This is a genomic window from Pseudomonas sp. 8BK, assembly GCF_902506475.1.
GTDB classification, from domain to species: domain Bacteria; phylum Pseudomonadota; class Gammaproteobacteria; order Pseudomonadales; family Pseudomonadaceae; genus Aquipseudomonas; species Aquipseudomonas anguilliseptica.
Map to the genome: position 1 here is coordinate 4,310,381 of NZ_LR733252.1, position 18,759 is coordinate 4,329,139.

Below are 18,759 nucleotides of genomic sequence, written 5' to 3' on the forward strand. Positions count from 1 at the left end.
TCTCAAGCAACCCGTGTGAAGCCCTCAGTGAGGGCAAAAGCGCGGCACACCACGCCTCTCATGGCCTGCAAAAGAATATTTAGATAGCTAGCTATTTTATTGAGCTGGATCAACAGTCGTTTTATCCGCACCCCTAACATCGTACTCAGCCAATACGAACCGATGCTTTATGGGAGCACATCATGCGTACTTCACTGTTTACCGCTTCACTGCTGGCCCTGGCCATTGCCGCCCCACTGGCGCACGCGCACCAGGCTGGCGACATCATCGTGCGCGCCGGTGCCATCACCGTTGATCCGCAGGAAAGTAGCAGTGACATCTGGGTTGGCGCACTCGGCACTGATGTAGCCGGCACCAAAGCGACCCTGGACAGCGACACCCAACTAGGCCTGAACTTCGCTTATATGCTGACCAATAACATCGGCATCGAGCTGCTGGCAGCCACCCCGTTCAGCCATAACGTCGGCGTAAAAGGCATGCCGGGCGGTTTTGCTGGCCTGAACGGCAAACTCGGCGAACTCAAGCACCTACCGCCGACCCTGAGCGTTGTCTATTACCCGCTGGACGCCAGCTCGGCCTTCCAGCCCTATGTTGGTGCGGGCATCAACTACACCTGGTTCTTCGACACCAAGCTGAGCAGCGAGGCGGAAGGCAAAGGCTTTAGCGGCCTGGACATGAAGGACTCCTGGGGCCTGGCCGCGCAGGTAGGCATGGACTACATGCTGACCGACAACATCATGCTCAACGCCCAGGTGCGCTACATCGATATCGAAACCACCGGTACCACCCACATCCTGGGTGACAAGGTGAAAGTCGATGTAGACGTAGATCCGTTCGTTTATATGGTCGGCCTGGGCTACAAGTTCTAAGCGCCCGCCATAAAAAACCGGCCTTTGTGGCCGGTTTCTTATGGTTCAACAGATTCATCCTTGCGCCAGCAGGCGGCGCAACCCTTCGCCCATCGGCGTCGCAACGGGTAATTGGTAGTGCGCCTGCAAGCGCTGGTTATCCGCCCGCGAATGACGAATATCGCCGGCACGCGGCGCTTGGTAACTCACCGCTGGCAAACCACCGCACAGCTCGCCGATCTGCGCCAGCAGCTGATTCAGGCTCACAGCCTGATTCCAGCCGACGTTCACCGCCCCCTCCACCACCTGCGGAGCAGTCAACGCCTGGGTCAGCAACACGACTAAATCTTCGATATAGAAGAAGTCGCGGGTCTGCTCACCATCGCCGAATACGCTGATCGGCAAGCCCTGCTGGACGCGCTGGGTGAAGATACTGATCACCCCGGAGTACGGCGAGGACGGATCCTGCCGCGGCCCGAAGATATTGAAGAAGCGGAAGATCGCCGGTTCCAGAGCATGCTCGCGGCGATAGAAATCCAGGTACTGCTCACTGGCCAGTTTGTCTGCGGCATAGGGCGTCAGCGGTGCCTTAGGGGTGGCCTCATCAATCGCGTAGCCTTCGCCATTGTTGCCATACACCGCTGCACTGGAGGCAAACAGCACACGCTTGACGCCATGCAGGCGCATCGCCTCACAAACATTCAAGGTGCCGACAAAATTACTCTGATGAGTCGCCACCGGATCATCCACCGAGGCCTGCACCGAGGCCACCGCTGCCAGGTGCGCAACCGCCGCACAACCGGCCACCGCCTGCGCGACCACAGCGGCATCGGCCACATCGCCCTCAATAAACCGCAACTGCGGATTATCCAGCGGCAGATTTGCCAGTTTGCCCATCGACAGGTTGTCCAACACCCGTACGGGATAACCCTGCGCCAGCAGCGCATCGACCAGATGCGAGCCAATAAAGCCGGCACCGCCGGTCACCAGAACAGGGCGCAAATCAGACATGGCGGTAATAACGATCCAGTAGGCTCGGCAACCCCGAGCGCCAGGCGCGCGGCTTGATTCCGAAGGTGTGAAGAATCTTCTTGCAGGACAGCACCGCATGCTGCGGTTCTTCAGCCGCATCCGGACGCGCGCTGTGCGCCTGCGGACTCACCTCATCGACCAGATTGCTGCGGAAGTTGCGCGCTTCACTCAACACCGCCTGCCCCAGCGCCAGCGAAGTGGTCGCCTCATGCCCGCCGTAATGGTAGGTGCCCCACAGTGGCGTCTGGCAATCCAGTTGCTTGAGCACGGCGAGAATCACCCGCGCCGCATCATCGACAGGCGTCGGGTTGCCGCGCCGATCATCGGCCAGCAGCAGCGGCTCATCATGCGCGGCGCGGGTAAGAAAGCGCCCGAGCAGGCCATTGGCGCTGTCATCCAACAACCAGCCGAAACGCAGCAACACATGCCGCGGGCAGATCGCCCGCACGCGCTGCTCGAAGCGCCACAGCGCCTGACCACGCACGCCCAGCGGCACCGGCTCTTCCTTCTCGCTGTAGGCAGTCGCTCGCGAACCATCGAAGACGCGGTAGCTGGAGGGTTGCAACAGACGGATCTGGTGATGCTGACAGAGCTCGGCCAGGCGTTCGACAGAACGCTCCTGGGCAGCAAACTGCACCTCTCTGACCACTTCGGCCTGGAACCAGTCGAAGTAGTACGCAAGGTTGATCAGGGCATCGGGGCGAGTGTCGTCGAGCAACTGGGTCAGGCTGGCGGGGTCCCAGCCTGACTCCGGTGGACGCGGCGCGAGAAAGCCAATGTCCTCCTCGGCGCCAAGGCGAATCAACGCCTGCCCCAGCGCATTACCGCCACCCAGCAGCATCAGCCGCATACGCATGATCGAATGCTAACTCAGCAGATCAGAACGGGAGTGCGGATGAAATACGAATATCTAATTGTTTCATAAGGATTTTCCCCAAAAAATAGCTATTTCTGTAAAGGAGCCGAAACCAGGGATACATTGATCCGGAAAGCCTTGCTCTCAGATTTCGCCCCCCCAAACAGGAGCGCTCCATATCTTACCTTTGCAGACGAATCAGCGCACGAAGAAGGAGTGCCCACAGACAGGGCAGGCACTCTAGGGCCTGCCCCTACGCTCGGGGAGTGTCGAGCACCAGTGAAACTGCGCAACCTAGAAGTGATTTCTGCGCTACCCGCACGAATAGCTCACCCTTACCCGCCCTTCAACCAATACCGATAAACCGTTCGACGGCCCACACCCAGCTTCCGAGCAATCTCTTCCTTGCTCAGCCCCTCACCTTGCAGGCGAATCACGGCGTCACGTGTGCTATCGGCCCTCTGCCCCTTGACCCCTCGAATTACATATTCTTCAGCAACCGGTTCAAGTCTGCCAGCTTCCAGCAACACCCCAATCCTCTCATTTCTTACTGCAAGCTGTTCTTCAACTCTCAGGCCAGACAGGCGCGCCTCAACAACCAGAACCACATCGGCTAGCGCCACCCCCAGCACCTCACAAAGGCCAACCAGGGTGTCGACTCTGATTGCCGCCAAGCCGTTTTCGACCTGACTCAAATTCGCGATGGTGAGGACTTCAACGCATTCGCTGCGCGTAATACCGGCCTGCAATCGAATGTCTCGAAGCACCCGCCCCAAAACCTTTTCGTACGGCATTTTTCTTTGAGCCCAAATCTGAGCATCAGACCAGCTTTGACGTGCCACATCGTTACCGCTTACGATAATGATGTGGCACTGATCATATCAGAGAACTCCGTCAATAAATGCCATTTGAAATTATCGACGCCTGGCAACAGCCGTCATGACATCTAGCGGGATTCCAAGCCCAAGGCAGCCGAGCCCAACATGAACAATGCCCAATCACTACTCCTGCGCCAGTGATTCCGATCTGCCTGCCGGACGAAATAGAAACTGAATAGATATTTGAAGCGGAGGAACACCATGACTGCTCAAGCCGGACATGTAGACTTTGAGTTCAAGTCAGAAAGCGCAGGGCTCTGGTGCCTTAACAAAAAAGGTAGCGAACGCTGGATGAGCATTACGCTGGCCAGTGTCGAAACCAATGGCGTTGTAAACACTATCGCTACAAATGATCCAGAGATCATCAAGCGAGCCCTTAATGCCCCTGGCGAAGGGCTTTATATCCGAAGCTTCCAGGCGGTCGTTAGCTGCAACTTTCCCGACAACAAAGGAATTGCCGTCGCGGATGTTCTGAAATTCATCGAAGAGCGAACTAAACGCGGCGAGTTATTACACCTCGTACATACCAAGTTTGGTTGCTATCAATTCGGCGGCCCTTCCAAGATCATGTCCAGTCAAGTTCAGGTGGGGTCTAATGTAGTGCTCTATACCGCCGAATCTGCGGAGCGCCGCTATTACGGGGGCTAAGCGATGAAAGAATTGCATGAGATAACCGATCTGCTCTACGGCGATGGAATACCAATGTCTGGATCCAAGGTCGATCAGGATGAGGCTGTGCGGATTGTCCGTGAGCGCTACCCATACGCTGAATACTGCATCGTTACTGATTGGCGATGGATAGACTTAGATGTCACACCTGCACAATTCGAAGAGCTAGCCAGAACAAATCGAAAGCCCACAGTTATCTACGCAGATACCGTGATCTACGATAGCAGTCGTCGATGGGATGTCGGCGACTTCGTACGCACAAGCTTCCTTCATAAATTCGAAGACGGCTTCATATTTAAGACGCTAAATTCGATTTACATACTCGTTGGTAATGGCGTGAGAAAAAGAGCGGCCCTAGAAGTTATTGGGCATATTTTTTGATGCCAGTTACTGTATTATCGCGACGAACTAAGATACGCCTGATAAAAGCGCAGAACACCCAATTTTCATGGCCTGTAACCGGATACCTAATAGACACATACATCTGCACCAGATCTGGCATAGGTTGCGTTTTTAGCCACCAAGGCTCACGAAAGCGCTTCAGGGAGGGAGCTACAAATCGAACATCAGATGTAATACACCTTTACTGCGAAGGGAGATTCTGGGTACTACACACAACGAGCGGCAGCTTCTACGTTACCGTGACGTTTGAGCGGACATATGGCTGGTATTCGCTGATGCAGTTCAAGTCTTCTGGGCAAGCCAAACTTCGCTTACCCCTACGCCTACTGCACTAATCCCTCTTCCTGACCAACCTTCGGCCTATCAACAAGGATCATGCACCGGCTTCGAATTCTTCCAGAAGGTACAAAGCCACTGAGCCGGCCAGGTTTACACACAATCCAGCTTCATATTTTGTCGGAGGGATAGCGTCCGATGCTGCTCCATGTGCATCACCATGCTTGTTTCTCATATCACCTATGCCCCAGATGAGCGAGCTCAAACCCTCGATAGTTTTTTCAATGGGCTTTCCTTTTACCTCTAACCCAAGAGCATCAATGGCCTTGCTGAAAAGCGCTTTATTACTATCAGTCGGTTTCCCGCCGCGCTGCTCAATGATCCACTTCAGCGTCGACTCAAGCAGGGCTCTTGCAGCAGTAATAGCGCCGCTTGGGTCTGTAATTCGTCGATGGAGAGCTTTGTCCCACTTCTCTCGAATGCTATGGCTTGGGATTCTCCCAAATAGGTCAGCCAAAGACTCATCCACTGGCGTTGGCTTACCTGAGAACTGCTGTAAAAGTTGCTCGCCCTTGTAGGTGAGCCCTCCTCTCACAAGTATGACGGCATAATACCCATTACCAGAATAGTGCTCCTTTCTGGATATCATTTGCTCTATGTAACCTAGACTGTGGGCATGAACTATTGTCTTGGCAAGGCTCTGGAAGCTTTTAATATCGTCGGATGAGGAACTATCTGGCTCGAAGGACTTAGCTCCCGAATGAATCTTGCGGAGCACCTCATGTAGCAATACATCCATAGTCATTTCGCCTACTCCTGCTGTGCCACCAACTAAAATTTACTCACCGGAACGACAAACAGCAGCCAGAGGAATCCGAATCCTGCTCGACGGTCAAACTATCCCGAGGCAAGCCTTAATGGTATCTATGCGCGAAATAAAAGAAGCACCGGCAAATATCAGCAATGCCGCCAGAGCCAGCCATGCAGTCAGCGGAACCTTATCCCTGACCAACGAAAAATGCTTCTGCTCATTAACCCAATCAATCTGGTATTGCCAAAAGAACTTGTAATGCGCATACCAGTCGCTAAAAAGAATTTGCTTACTAATAGACGCATTATAGTAGCGCGCCTCTAAGCCAGAAAGCTCACTCTGGTATGCAGTAAAGTCCGCATCAGCCGGAAGTGACTGCACCTTCCGATAGAGGTCTCTCAGGCCGTTATATATCTGAGTGAGTTCTACGGCAGACTTTTCATATTCGGACTTTTTGGAGTCATATACAGAGATATAGATGCCAACAATCCCAATCACAGCCATAGTTGCGGATATATTTTTCGCAGAAAGCGAGTCGTATACCAAAGCAAAAATACCTACGGCTGTTCCCAAGAAGCCAATGAAGCCTGGGACTTTCTCCACGATGTCATAGGTGGCCCAGTGCTTTCGACCACCAAAGCCAACGTTGTAGCCTGTCTCGGCAATGTTCTTGAGTAGTGCGGCCTGGCTCATGTGTTCTCACTAATCGGTACTGGAATTGGGCTGCGGGCTACAACCACCCCATCCTTGATGATATAGCACTCGACCATGTGCTCACCTTTGAAGTTCGTGGCCTCTTGGATGGACTCATGCCCTGAATCGCTCACAATGTTGCCGCGAATACAGTCGCGCCTTTCAGCCTCATCCCCGGTGTTCAGCACTTTCCACTTCACACTGTAGGGTCTAGGAACACCGTTATGGATAACCCTGAATTTGAGGGTCTTGCGTGCCCGTAACGGTAGGCCAAGCTGAATCAGCTCACTGAGCAGACGCTCCCTGAAGCCGTCCTGCTCAACATCGCAATCGACCGACAGAGGAAAGCGAATATCAACAGGATACAAATCCTCGATGAACTGCTCTGTGTTCCTGAAGCTATAGGCAGAACCCAAAGACTCCGTGGCGCTGCGCTTGGTTGTACGGGTTGAAGGAAAGCTGCGCCCAAAAATCTTCTTCCAGCGGTCGCCCTCATACTCCTCTCCCTGCGCCTCGATGGCTTTGACGCAGAGTTCATAAGCGCGCTTAGCAGGCTTTTGGAATTTCTGTTTGACCTTCACATGCTGACGGCTACCCAGGGCTGCGTACCGGTCTTGCTGGGGAAGGTTCTTGGCGTATTCGAAGAAATCCCTAACCATGCAGTCGTATGAGCCGAAGCTTGCATTGGCATAAGCATCAGTCGACGTGAGGAAATTATGCGCCAGGGTATCGATTAGCAGACCGCCGATACCAATGCCGTGCTTGTTCTTCCATGCACGAAGCATTTTGCACAGTCGCCGCAGGTTCCCATTTTGGTCATCATCAACCGTCTTGGTAGCCTCGATTTCATCCTTGGGCTTGGTGATTTTCCAAGCGCCACCATTATAGGTGTCGGGGTATATGAAGCTGCCGTCGCCCTGCCTGAAGACCGGCTGAACCTCAACGTTGAAATTGTGGAACGTGACACATACCACCAGGCGATCCACGGTGATCTTGGTGGCGGGATAGCGCTTTAGAATTGCATCGCGGGCGTCTGACAACAGCGCTGACTGCCCCCCATCCTTGTTGTAGGACTCCCACGCGCTGTCGGGCATGATATAGAGCATGTCCAGGTCTGAAACGCCTTCGATAGCAGTCCAGCGCCCATAAGAGCCAACCTGAAGGTTGTTGCTTGTTGAATCAAAATCCCGGAAATACTTATTCAGTGACCGTGTTATCTCTGTATATCGGTCTTCAATGGTGGCGTGGTTAGTGATGCGCAGATTGCCTAAGAACTCTCTGAAAATCGTTGACGTCGACATCGTGATCCCTTGCACGTGATATTCCCAAACAGCCTGCCTCACAGCTTTCCGCATAGTAGCCGAAGGCCGTCACGGCGATCTATCGATAAGCCAAGGGGTTTTGCGATCTCAAATTGGGGCGCAGAGGCGCGATACGGAGAGGTCAATCGAGTGAGAAGAGTCGGCCATGACTGGATCGATGTGTCAGGACTTAAAACTCTGTCAGCACTGAACTATTCAGCTCCTCTCGCAGCGTTCGCCATTGCGGCAGATGCTGATCAAGCAGACCTGTGAAACGCTCGTTGTGATGCCGCTCATGCAGGTGGGCCAGCTCGTGCACGAGGATGTATTCCAGGCATTGCACGGGCTTCTTGGCCAGCTCCAGGTTGAGCCATATGCGCCGGGCTTCGATGTTGCAGGTGCCCCACTTGGTCTTCATCCGCTTGATGCCCCAGGCCCGCGCTTCAACCCCTAACTTCGGCTGCCATTTCTCCAGCAGCTCTGGCAGCAGACGTTTCAGCTCGGCCCGGTAGAAGTCGTGCAGCACCTGTTCGCGGCGTTCGACTGTGGTGTCAGGGCGCACAAACAGATCCATGGTGGCTGTGCCGCGCAGGGCGATGCGTAACGCACCAGTGGTTTCGTGAACGCGCAGGCGGTAGCGACGACCCAGAAAGTAATGGCTTTCACCACTGACCATGCGTCGCAGGGATTGCCTGGGCTGGGCCTGGAACTTCGCGCGCTGGCGTTTGATCCAGCCAAGCTTACCGACCACTGCCAGGCGCACAGCTTCGTCATCTACCGCCAACGGAGCTGCCACACGCACACGGCCCTGCGGCGGATAAACGCCAAGGTGCAGGTTTTTGATCGGCTTGCGCACGACCTCCACGGTCAAACCGCTGACCGTGATATTGCGCGACTCAGTATTCATGCTGATGCTTGACCAGTTCCAGCAAGGCCTCCAGCCGCTCGTTGTCTTGTCCTGCCGAGTAGCTTGCCTGCGATTCGGCGGAGTCTTTACCCCATTGATCCAGCACGTTCTTGATCGCAAGGCGAACACGTTTGATCTTCATGGCATTGCCGCGCCAGTCGTCCTGCCTGCTATCCAGCACGGCGGCGTCTACAGCCAAAGCTAGGCCAGCGTTCTGCCCAAGGTTGTCATACAGCGCCTTACGGGCATTGCTGTTGATCGAGCCAGGGTAGCTGTTGGCGCTGGTGGGGTTCTTCGCTTGTTTGGTCAGCTCCACAACCTCGGCCAGGTATTGCTGGTAGCTGATGGCGTCTTCCTTGCGCTTGGCGATCAGGGCATCGAGCAGAGAGGACATGGTCTCGTAGTACTTCGGGTTGATCGGTGATTCGTCGATGATCAACTTGCGCACGTTGTTCTCGATGGTTTCGGCCACAGCCTCCTGGCTTTCGCGGATACCCTTGGGCAGAGCGTCGATAGCACCCACGCCGCGCTCGACGATCAGCTCAATCAGCGACATATCGTCGAAAGCGGAAATCTTCTCGCTATCTTCAGCGCGGATGTAGGTGTCGATCAAAAAGCGCATGTCCGGCTCATAGGCCTTGAGGTCGATGTAGTCGCCGCTGGCGAGCTTCACTTCATCGCGTACCTTGGCGAAATGATCGACCTCGGCCTGGATCTCGGCAATTTCCTTGCTGCTGTAGCCCGCCTCTTCCAGCTCGTTGGCTATATTGCCGAAGCAGCGGATCAGCGCCGAGGTCATTTTGTACAGGTTCAGGCGCTTGGGCTCATTAGCCTTGAGCTGCTCGGCGTTGCCTGAGTCGGTGCCACAGAAGAAGCGCAGATAAGCTGGGGTATTTTTCGGTTGCTCTACAGGCTCGCAAAGCGCTTTGATCGCCTCGCGGGCATCTTCGAGATCTTCTTCTGCCTTGCTTAGACGGTCGCCTAATAGACCGGCCACATCGGCCTCATCGTAGCCGTCCAGCGCGCCGCTGGTGTAGTCGCCAATGGCGCCTTCCAACTGCTTGAATAAGTCTTTGTAGTCGATGATGTAACCGTACTGTTTGTCCTCTCCATCGAGGCGGTTGACCCGGCAGATGGCCTGGAACAGGCCGTGGTCGCGCATCTGCTTGTCGATGTAGAGGTAGGTCGCTGAAGGCGCGTCGAAGCCAGTCAGCAGCTTGTCCACCACTATGAGCAGGCGCATCTGCCCTGGATCTTTGATGAACGTTTGCTTGACCTCTTTTTCGAAGGTCTCTGGGTCTTTGTCGCCCAGCATCTGGTTGTAGATGGCGTACTGACGCAGCTTCTCGGTCAGCCCTTCACCGGTGGCCTCGCCTTTGATGTCGGCAGGCGATGGTTTGTAGCTGGTGACGATGGCGCACTTGTCACCCATGCCCGCTTTGCTGAATAGCTCGTAGCACTTACAGGCTTCGAAGATACTGCTGGTTACCAGCATGGCATTGCCTCGTCCATCGGCCAGGCGCTGCTTGGTGGCCATATCCAGCAGGATGTCGGCGACGATTTTCTCCAGCCGCGACTGGCTCGACAGTACCTTCTGCAAGGTGCCCCAGCGCTGCTTAAGCTGAGCCTTGGCCAGGTCGTTCAGGCCTTTGGTTTTGGCCTCAAACCACTGATCGATCTTCTTCTGTGACGTGATGTTCTGGTCAATGTCGCGGGCCTCGTAGCGCAGGTCGAGCACCACGCCATCGGCTACGGCTTCATTGAATTTGTAGGTGTGGATGTAGCGGCCAAACACCTCAATGCTCTTCTGTTTATCGGCCTTGAGCAGCGGAGTGCCGGTGAAGCCGATAAATACCGCATTGGGCAGGATCATCTTCATGGCTTTGTGCAGTTCGCCGGACTGGGTGCGGTGGCACTCATCGACGAACACATAGAGATCGCCCTTGGCGCGGAAGTCTGGCGGTAGGCTTTTGCGTAGTTCTTCCACAAAACCTTCCACGTCGGCATCTTCACGAGCACCAAACTTGTGGATCAGTGAACACAGCAGCCAGGGTGAAGGCTGGTTGAGTTTGTCGATCAGATCAGCACCGCTGGTGGTACGCACGATCTGCTCGTTAACGCCGGTAAACACCTTCTCGATCTGCTCATCCAGCTCGGTGCGGTCGGTAATGATCAGCACTCGCGAGTCCTGAATGTTTTCTCGAATCCATTTGGTCAGCCAGACCATGGTCAGGGATTTACCCGAGCCTTGGGTATGCCAGATGATCCCGCCCTCGCGCCGACGCAGGTAGCGCTGCGCCTCGCGGATGCCGAAATACTGGTTATGCCGGCAGAGCTTTTTCACCCCGCTGTCGAACACAATGTAGTCGTGTATCAGCTCCAGAAAGCGCGTCTTGTTGCACAGCTGCAACAGGTGCCGATCCAGCAGATTATCGACAGCGGAGAAGTCTGCGTTTTCCTCTTTCCAGGTCAGGTAGTACTTCTCTCCCGTCTGGATGGTGCCGTAGCGCAGACCCTGGGTATCGTTGCCGGCCATCACGTACTGCATGGTGGAAAAGAACGGCTGGATAAATTCAGCCTTCTGGTTATCCAGGTTCTGCCGGATACCTTCGTTCACCGCGACCTTGGAGCGCTTGAGTTCCACTACGCCCATGGCAATGCCATTTACATAGAGCACGATATCCGGGCGCTTGGTATTGGCTTTGGCATCAGCGCCCTTGATGGTGACTTCCTCGGCAATCGCGAAGTCGTTTCGCTCAGGCTGCTTCCAGTCGATCAGCCAAACCGTCTGGGTGTTTTCACCGACCTCGGGCTTGATCTTCACCCCGTAGCGCAGCAGCTCGTACACCGCCTTGTTGCGGTCATACAGGCCCTTGCTGGCGTCATTGGCAGCCTTGTTCAGTTCGAAGATAGCTCGGCTGGCCAGATTGGCCTCCACGCCCTGCGCAAGCAGCCAGCTACGCAACATCTCCGGCTCGATATTGGTGTTATTCGGGCGTTCGGCCCAGTCGCCGAGGTGCTCATAGCCCAACTGCTGTTGGAACAGGTTGACCACGCGTTGCTGGGTCTTCTTTTCGATCTGACCGACGGTGCTCATTGAGGCCGCTTCCTTTAACTAGCGAGAGTTAGCGCAATTAATCCGCAACGCGCTTCGAGTTGGTCTCAAATAACTGCTCGGTGATAGCGCCTATGAAAAGCTCTTCATTAAGGAACTGAAGCAGCTTCTTGGCCGGTGCCTTTTCTGCGGGGAATACGATGCGCTCTTGCCCGGCGGCAAGGTCGATCTGTATGTCGAGATCGTAGCCATTGGAGTGCTGAATAATCTGAGCGACCGTGTATTTATCAAGGATTTCCGAGTCTTTAAGCAATGCGAACCGCTTGCAGAACCATTGGCTTGCGCCTTTGGCCAGCGCATCGACGTTAACAGGGGCAAGCTTTTCGTGACCCAAAATGGCCTTGATGTCCTCCTCGGTGGCTTCCTTATAGAAGTCAACGAGGTTGAAAATGGCATTGGCTGCTCGGTAGTTCTTGAACAGCAGTTTTTGTTGCGCTGGGTAATAGACGGCGGTCAGTTGATCACTAAGAGAAAGGGCCGGTGTTTCCGAGCTTTCGAAGTTGTTTCTATTGAAGAACAGGAATTGGCCTGGGTTGATGATGTGCGATTTGCTGAAGCTCTGAATCAGCAAAACTTCATTGCCATCATCCTGCCGCGCGAAGCCAAGGATGGCTTTGATTTGCGAGGGCTCTGCTCCCTGCATATCTATCGGATCGAGATGGCGAACACTGCCTGAGTGCTCAGCGGCCACCACCTCAGGAAGGGCGAAGTCTTCTAAGCGGAACCGCTCGTGTGCCTCCGGTGTATAGCCAGGGTCGAAGTCAACCTCCTGAGCCTCAAGCAGGAAATCATCCATCTGGCGCTGCCATTTCTCAGCAAGCAGCTCTTGTAGCTCAGCTACCAATGGAATGCGGCGCAGGGTGAGCTGTTTGCGTTCTTTCAGCAGAGCTACGAGGTGCAAGTGTTCAAGCATTCGTTATGTCCTTTGCAGATAGATTCCATCGGTCAGCTCAACAACATTGAGTGCTTCGCCTGGGCGGCGGACTATTTTTTTACTGATCAGCAGGCAGGAGGCTCCCGAGTCATCCTTGACCGCATAGAAGTGGTAGCCCAGTAGGCCCATGACTGGATTGAAATGAAAGGCACCGGCGTGGGCCACCGTGAAGAAGATGACCGCGAAGATGTAGACGCCAGTAATCCACTCACCAGTGAAGTCGAGCTTATCTGTTGCAAGGAATGGCAGCAGATAGGTGAGTAGAAACACGACGATTTCTTTGTCGCTATTTTCGAACTCCCGCACTGTCAGGCGATGCTGCTCGCCCCTTCGGGTAACCAACAGCAGCATCAGCCAGCAAATTAGACCTAAAAGGATTGCAACAGCTAGCCAAGGAGCCCAGGTGCTGTATGGCTGATCCTGGGCAATCTGATTGACTGCCACAGCACCGAGAATGGGGGCCATGGATGTGGCTACCAGTAATCCTTTAGCGAACTGATTCAGCATCCCTGCACCCTCTATCAGGCAAGTCGAATTCGACCGGTTAAGAGTTCCTGCATCATACCCTGCTTGAGCTGATGGGCTTTTTCGCGACGGGCTTCGAGGGTGGCGAGTTCGGTGTCCATTTCGGTCAGGATGGTGGCTATGGCGGTCTGCTCATCCTTGGGTGGCAGTTTGATTTCGACCGTGCTCAGTGCATTGGCACTGATATGGACAACAGCATCTCCTTGCCCCCTACTCGCTTTTTGCCGGCATATTTCCTGTGTGTTCAAAGCGTAACCAAGGAAAGTTGAGTCGGAGCTAATTGGGCGCAGAATCACTATATCTCCGCCTGCATATGCTTCGAAGTTATTTACAAAAGCGACACACTTCCCGATCTCGGCTTTGGTTTCCCCTGATCCTGCGAACAAGAGATCACCCATTTTCAAAAGGGTGGCACTAGCTGCTACCTCTTTTGAAATCAACGATTGGAAAGCTCGGACAAGATTGTGATGTGCTGTGTAAATTTCTCCGTATCGCACGCAAGGTAGCAGCCCGCTGCTCGATTGATCGCGGGTGACTCCACTGCCTTTCATAAACGTGCCAATTTCGCCCAGTCGCTTAACCCCCCACTCCCCACTAAACCCCGGCAGGCGGCGTTGGCCGGTGAGTAGTTGTTGCATGGCGGCTTGCTGGATGTCGCGTTTTTTGGCGATTAGTTGATCCAGGCCGTTGATTAGGGTTTCCATATCTGACAGAGCGATAGCGATGGCACGTTGTTCATTTATTGTCGGTGGGGCAGGGATCATGAAGGTGCGAATATCAGCGGGACTGATATGTGGGATAGCCGTTACTGTCTTCACTGCGTCGGAATGCTTGATGAACCAATCACTCTTAACAAATGCCGCCAGATAACCCACATCATATGTCTTACTAGAGCGAATTCGAGCGACACGTTGAAGAAGCAGTGCCGGCAAGTCTTCGCTCGTTAGCTGGGCGGAGCTACGGCCAACAAGTGAGCCGTCCATAGCTATGACCAAATCACCATCTCTCAATTCATAACGTGAGATTTCCGGCGTGACTGATGGCCAATACTGAGTGATGTCATCCGTCCAGACCGTCTTACCCCGCTTTACGTTAGAGCCGCGAAGTAGGCGTATCCCTGAATCTGAATATCCTGAGCTGGGAAAAGGAAAGCCAGTTAGTAGATCAATATCGTGCCCAATAACTTTTGCATCCCAATCCTCAGGAATCACCCCTGCCTCAGTCTGCTTATAGCCCGGTTTTACCTCCGCACTCATACCGCGAACCCCATCTTCGCCAGATGCGCGTTAACCTTGGCCGCCAATGCTTCCACTTCGGCATTCAGCGCCGGCAGCGGCGTGGCATAGCGTTCGGCCAGTTGGCGAATACGTCCACTAATGGCCTGGGATACCCGATCCAGCTCGGTCTGGACATCGGCTTGCAGGGTGGCCAGCCACTTATCGTCTACCACCAGGGTTATCAGCTCATCTTCGCTGAGCTGGGCATAGTGGGCCTGCACCTTGGCATCCATGGCCTTTTGCTCGGTTTTGATCTTCTTACTTGCCTCGGCTTCGCGCTCGATCAGTGCTAGGCATTGCTCCAACGCCTGACGCTCTTCATCGGCATTGCGGTCGTGCTTGATGGCTTTCAGGCGAGCCTTGACGCTGGCGGCGGTGAGCTTGCCCTTGTCGGTTTTGCCTTCGGCGAGCGGGCCATCTTCGCCGCCCTGTTCCTCGTCCAGTTCTTCCAGCTCGCGGCTGATGGCGTCGCGCTTGGCTTCCAGCTCGGAGATGGCGGCTGCTTCGGCGACGTAGTAGCGGCGCACGATTAGCTCAGGCGGAAGCAGGTCGGTGTTCGGATCGCCTTTGCTCGGGCCGCTGGCGATCAGCGCTTGCCAGCCATCGATCACTAGTTGGTACACATCGTCCTGCATGGTGGCGTACCAGTAGTCCTGGAGGTGCTGGTAGACGTCGTAGGCATCCAACAGCGGCGCGGCCTCGAAGCGATGCAGCAAGTCTTCGGCCATGGCATTGAGCAGTGCCTTGGGCCGGTCGCCAATGGCGATGCCTTGCAGGCGTGGGTGGTGCTCATTACGCCAGGCATCGAACAGGCCGCTGATGGTCTGGTTAAAGGCGGTGAACTCGGGGTGGGCAAAGATGCTGGGCTTGATATCCGCCTGCGGCACCTTGAGTTGCAGGTAGCCGGGGCGCTGCGGGGCGAACAGCGCACTGCGCAGGTTAGGCATTACATCCCAGTAGGCTTGCAGGGCATCCACATCGCGTTCGGGGATGCCGCCGTGCAGGTGGGCGTCGATATCTTGCAGGTCTTCCGCTTCGCTGGTGTCGATATAGCGCGGGATATTCAGGTTGAAATCGTTGGCCTCAATCTCGGCCAGTGGCACCAGACGTGAGAATTTGGGCAATTCGCGCTGCTGGGTGCAGGCATCGACGATCTTGTGGATGTCCTGCTCGCGCAGGCGGTTCTTGTTGCCGTCCTTGATAAAACCCTTGCTGGCGTCGATCAGGAACAGCCCCTTGCGCCCGGCACTGCCGGCTTTGTCGAGAATGATGATGCAGGCGGGAATGCCGGTGCCGAAAAACAGGTTGGCCGGCAGGCCGATAATGGCCTTGATATAGCCCTGCTGGAGGATGCGTTTGCGGATCACACCTTCAGCACCACCACGGAACAACACGCCGTGGGGCAGAATCACCGCCGCCTTGCCGGTGCTCTTCAGCGAGGTGAGCATGTGTAGGAGGAAGGCATAGTCACCGTTTTTGTCTGGTGGAGTGCCGTAGCTGAAGCGGTTGTAATCGTCTTCGGCTGGATTGAAACCATTGCTCCAGGCCTTGGTGGAGAACGGCGGGTTGGCGACGATGAAGTCGAACAGCTTGAGGTTACCCATCGGGTCTTTGAAATGTGGGGCAGACAGGGTGTTGTCCTTCCAGATTTCTGCCGTGGGGCAGTCGTGCAGGATCATGTTCATCTTGGCCAACGCGCTGGTGGCGTTGTCCATCTCCTGGCCGTAAATGGCCAAGTCGAGGCCGGTGGTACTCTTGGCTTCATCGTGAGCTTTGAGCAGCAGCGAGCCGGAGCCGCAGGTTGGGTCGTAAATGCTCTGCTTGCTGTCGGTGGCACCGGCCAATCCTATGACCTGAGCCATGATTCGCGACACTTCGGCAGGGGTATAGAACTGCCCCTTGCTCTTGCCGGACTCGGTGGCGAAGTGGCGCATCAGGTATTCGTAGGCATCGCCAAGGATGTCGTCGCCCTGGGCGCGGTTGCTGCGGAAATCCAACCCTGGCGTATTGAAGATGCTAACTAGGTTGGACAGGCGGTCGACCATCTCCTTACCCTTGCCGAGCTTCTCCTGGTCGTTAAAGTCTGCCACGTCGATGACGCCGGTAAGGTTGTTGGCCTCGGCCAGGCGGGCGATGATCTGGTTGATCTTGTCGCCGATCTCCTTGTCGCCCTTGAGCGCCACCATATCGGCGAAGCTGCCGCCTTCCGGCACCTCGATCAGCGAGTTGGGATCGCCTGCGTATTTGTCCGAAACGTACTTCACGAACAACAGCACCAGGACGTAGTCCTTGTACTGCGAGGCATCCATTCCGCCACGGAGCTCGTCGCAGGATTTCCACAGGGATGAGTAGAGTTCGGATTTCTTGATGGCCATCGGGCGTACTACCTTGCATTACGTATATGGCAGGTAGCAGCGGGCAAGGCCCCGTCCGCGTCCCTGCCGAAAGGATGGGGCGAGAGTATCAGAAATGCAGATCAGGCCTCATCTTGGGACAGCCCCCACGTAGGCTTTTACAGAGCGGGCCTGAGGCGCAGGGATGTTATGGTGGCCAATACGAGCAGCAACGCTGCGAACCACTCTCCCTTGGCCACCAACCGTGGCTAAGTCAGAACGACCATGCCCGTTCGGCTGCTACAGGTCGCTCCCTGTTACTCCTGAGCACAGCAACTAGAGGTTGGTCAGGCATCACAATGGAGTAGTGGTGGAAAGACGGAGCCGCTGGACTGCGGTCTACCTCGATCCACTGGAACAACAGGTTGCCTGCTAGGCCACATACAACGGACAGGAAAATCTCTTTCACTAGATTGCGCATTTGAGGTGTCCCGCTTGATTTAAGGGACACCCATTTAATGGCCACTTTCCGCGTGTCACGACCACGCGCGAAAATTTCCTCAGCTCCAGTACTAGGAACTGAGATTAGCGGCAATGCACACCTTTTGGCGTGTCACCAGGCAGTTGAAAAATATTATTCGAGCCGGTTGGCACCAGCAGAAAGGGAGGCGATGGGGCTTTGGGCTATGGCCCACACTGATGTTAGATTGAAGTTGTTACTCGGCTCAGGGATAGATTGCCCGGATGTATCTAGCACGCAACACTGACGGCAGGCGCATACCTGCAACCCGAGATGAGAGCGGCTATTGCCCAAGCTGCAACGAGCCGCTGACTCCCAAGCTGGGCGATATCTACGAGTGGCATTGGAGCCATAAGCCTGGTCAGGCTTGCAGCTATCGAAAGACGGCGACCTTCTGGCAGTACGGCTGGATACGTCACTATCATGCTTCGGGTGAATGGGAGATGGAGACCAGCGTAAGCGGAGTCGATTTTGATGGAATCCATCCCGAAAAGCGGCTCTCCCTGATGCTTGCTCACAAACTGGATCTGATTGCACTCAAGGCGTTCATCGACGCATCCGCTCAGCGCGGCCTCAAACCAGTAGTGATTTTCAACGCCAAGGCCTTTGAACGATTCCAGTTCGATGACTATCGCCTTAAGCACCCCAAGCGGTCTGACAACGGCTGGATATTCTTCTTCTCGCACGCCTTCCCAGGACACAAGCGCACGGCTTCACTCTGGATCGACATCGAGCAAGGCAAGCATCCCCACTTTGGTTTGAAGAGCGGGATTTATAATCTGACCTATTCGGCGGAATGCCATGGTGCCATTACCGTGGGCCGTACCCCGAAGCTCAAATCGGCGCCTCTTTGCTCTAAGCCGAAGTCCGGTGGCATCGGCCTGTAAGTGCCCGAATCAGCCAGATTCACGCTGAAGGGACAAGAGTCCATGAAAGCGATTATGCATGACAGGCACAAGGCCTTATAAATCAATCGCTTATGCTTTTATGAGGGCATGCCTTATCGATTCTATTGCTACGGTGCGCAGTACCGTCAATGTATGCCTTTCCATACATTGATTGGAGTTTCACCGTTTAATGTATGTGAATGCATACATTAAACAGCAGATAAACCGTTTCATGGGTTGCCCCAGCGATGAGATTCTCGGAACCCATAGCAAGGGTTTACCGAGGCGTTTTTACACACTCTGGGCCAAAAGCGAAACTCGGTTAAGCATAGATTTCAATCCCAATCATATGCAGAAGGTACTCATTGCTTGAAACCCGCGAGATGGCTATTGTGACGATACTTCGTTTGCTTGCTGGTCGAGCCGCCACGCGGCGGTGAACCCAGTTTGCCAGACGGCAGCGATCTCTCTTCGGAGGGAGCTGTTCGGGTCGCG

General features: G+C 54.9%; 16 protein-coding genes. 4 read left to right on the forward strand and 12 right to left on the reverse strand.

The features are described 5' to 3' along the window. Positions 1-182 precede the first annotated feature (182 nt). Entirely contained in the window at positions 183-869 is a 687-nt protein-coding gene (locus ACIN8IBEIGE_RS20130) for an OmpW family protein (protein WP_160016216.1), read from the forward strand. 54 nt (positions 870-923) lie between these two features. Here the strand turns inward: ACIN8IBEIGE_RS20130 and ACIN8IBEIGE_RS20135 are convergent, their stop codons facing one another. The 3 genes from ACIN8IBEIGE_RS20135 to ACIN8IBEIGE_RS20145 form a co-directional block, all read right to left on the reverse strand. Beyond that, positions 924-1,859 carry an NAD-dependent epimerase/dehydratase family protein gene (locus ACIN8IBEIGE_RS20135; RefSeq protein ID WP_160016217.1) on the reverse strand — a complete coding sequence of 312 codons (936 nt, stop codon included), beginning with the start codon at positions 1,857-1,859 and terminating at the stop codon, positions 924-926. Next, positions 1,852-2,736: a sugar nucleotide-binding protein gene (locus tag ACIN8IBEIGE_RS20140; RefSeq protein ID WP_160016218.1), complete on the reverse strand. Its 885-nt coding sequence runs from the start codon at positions 2,734-2,736 to the stop codon at positions 1,852-1,854. Before ACIN8IBEIGE_RS20140 ends, ACIN8IBEIGE_RS20135 begins: the two co-directional genes overlap by 8 nt. A 335-nt stretch (positions 2,737-3,071) precedes the next feature. Further along, on the reverse strand, positions 3,072-3,578 hold the full coding sequence (locus ACIN8IBEIGE_RS20145) for a helix-turn-helix domain-containing protein (protein ID WP_160016219.1): 507 nt from the start codon (positions 3,576-3,578) through the stop codon (positions 3,072-3,074). A 237-nt stretch (positions 3,579-3,815) separates the two neighbouring features. Between ACIN8IBEIGE_RS20145 and ACIN8IBEIGE_RS20150 the strand changes: the two genes are divergently transcribed. Together ACIN8IBEIGE_RS20150 and ACIN8IBEIGE_RS20155 are read left to right on the forward strand one after the other, a co-directional pair. Further along, positions 3,816-4,262 carry a hypothetical protein gene (locus tag ACIN8IBEIGE_RS20150; RefSeq protein ID WP_160016220.1) on the forward strand — a complete coding sequence of 149 codons (447 nt, stop codon included), beginning with the start codon at positions 3,816-3,818 and terminating at the stop codon, positions 4,260-4,262. Positions 4,263-4,265: 3 nt separating this feature from the next. Next, on the forward strand, positions 4,266-4,664 hold the full coding sequence (locus ACIN8IBEIGE_RS20155) for a hypothetical protein (protein ID WP_256665246.1): 399 nt from the start codon (positions 4,266-4,268) through the stop codon (positions 4,662-4,664). Positions 4,665-5,058: 394 nt separating this feature from the next. On the opposite strand, the gene ACIN8IBEIGE_RS20160 is transcribed toward ACIN8IBEIGE_RS20155, so the two are convergent. The 9 genes from ACIN8IBEIGE_RS20160 to ACIN8IBEIGE_RS20200 all read right to left on the reverse strand — a co-directional run bounded on the left by ACIN8IBEIGE_RS20160 (position 5,059) and on the right by ACIN8IBEIGE_RS20200 (position 16,899). After that, the gene (locus tag ACIN8IBEIGE_RS20160; protein ID WP_160016221.1) at positions 5,059-5,766 is read right to left on the reverse strand and encodes an abortive infection family protein; all 708 of its coding nucleotides are present in this window, start codon (positions 5,764-5,766) and stop codon (positions 5,059-5,061) included. An 87-nt stretch (positions 5,767-5,853) separates the two neighbouring features. Continuing rightward, positions 5,854-6,465 carry an SLATT domain-containing protein gene (locus tag ACIN8IBEIGE_RS20165; RefSeq protein ID WP_160016222.1) on the reverse strand — a complete coding sequence of 204 codons (612 nt, stop codon included), beginning with the start codon at positions 6,463-6,465 and terminating at the stop codon, positions 5,854-5,856. Further along, complete coding sequence (locus ACIN8IBEIGE_RS20170; RefSeq protein ID WP_160016223.1) at positions 6,462-7,766, reverse strand: nucleotidyltransferase; 1,305 nt, start codon at positions 7,764-7,766, stop codon at positions 6,462-6,464. Before ACIN8IBEIGE_RS20170 ends, ACIN8IBEIGE_RS20165 begins: the two co-directional genes overlap by 4 nt. 190 nt (positions 7,767-7,956) lie before the next feature. Beyond that, complete coding sequence (locus ACIN8IBEIGE_RS20175; RefSeq protein WP_160016224.1) at positions 7,957-8,673, reverse strand: M48 family metallopeptidase; 717 nt, start codon at positions 8,671-8,673, stop codon at positions 7,957-7,959. Further along, entirely contained in the window at positions 8,663-11,770 is a 3,108-nt protein-coding gene (locus ACIN8IBEIGE_RS20180; protein ID WP_160016225.1) for a type I restriction endonuclease subunit R, read from the reverse strand. Before ACIN8IBEIGE_RS20180 ends, ACIN8IBEIGE_RS20175 begins: the two co-directional genes overlap by 11 nt. A gap of 37 nt (positions 11,771-11,807) precedes the next feature. Continuing rightward, positions 11,808-12,701, reverse strand: a complete 894-nt coding sequence (locus ACIN8IBEIGE_RS20185) for a Kiwa anti-phage protein KwaB-like domain-containing protein (protein WP_160016226.1) — start codon at positions 12,699-12,701, stop codon at positions 11,808-11,810. Positions 12,702-12,704: 3 nt separating this feature from the next. Then, positions 12,705-13,229 carry a hypothetical protein gene (locus ACIN8IBEIGE_RS20190; RefSeq protein WP_160016227.1) on the reverse strand — a complete coding sequence of 175 codons (525 nt, stop codon included), beginning with the start codon at positions 13,227-13,229 and terminating at the stop codon, positions 12,705-12,707. 14 nt (positions 13,230-13,243) lie between these two features. Continuing rightward, positions 13,244-14,503 carry a restriction endonuclease subunit S gene (locus tag ACIN8IBEIGE_RS20195; RefSeq protein WP_160016228.1) on the reverse strand — a complete coding sequence of 420 codons (1,260 nt, stop codon included), beginning with the start codon at positions 14,501-14,503 and terminating at the stop codon, positions 13,244-13,246. Further along, positions 14,500-16,899: a type I restriction-modification system subunit M gene (locus ACIN8IBEIGE_RS20200; protein WP_160016229.1), complete on the reverse strand. Its 2,400-nt coding sequence runs from the start codon at positions 16,897-16,899 to the stop codon at positions 14,500-14,502. The genes ACIN8IBEIGE_RS20195 and ACIN8IBEIGE_RS20200 overlap by 4 nt, the downstream gene beginning before the upstream one ends. A 702-nt stretch (positions 16,900-17,601) precedes the next feature. On the opposite strand from ACIN8IBEIGE_RS20200, the gene ACIN8IBEIGE_RS20205 reads away from it, so the two are divergent. Further along, on the forward strand, positions 17,602-18,264 hold the full coding sequence (locus ACIN8IBEIGE_RS20205) for a competence protein CoiA family protein (RefSeq protein ID WP_160016230.1): 663 nt from the start codon (positions 17,602-17,604) through the stop codon (positions 18,262-18,264). The last annotated feature ends 495 nt before the right edge of the window (positions 18,265-18,759 follow it).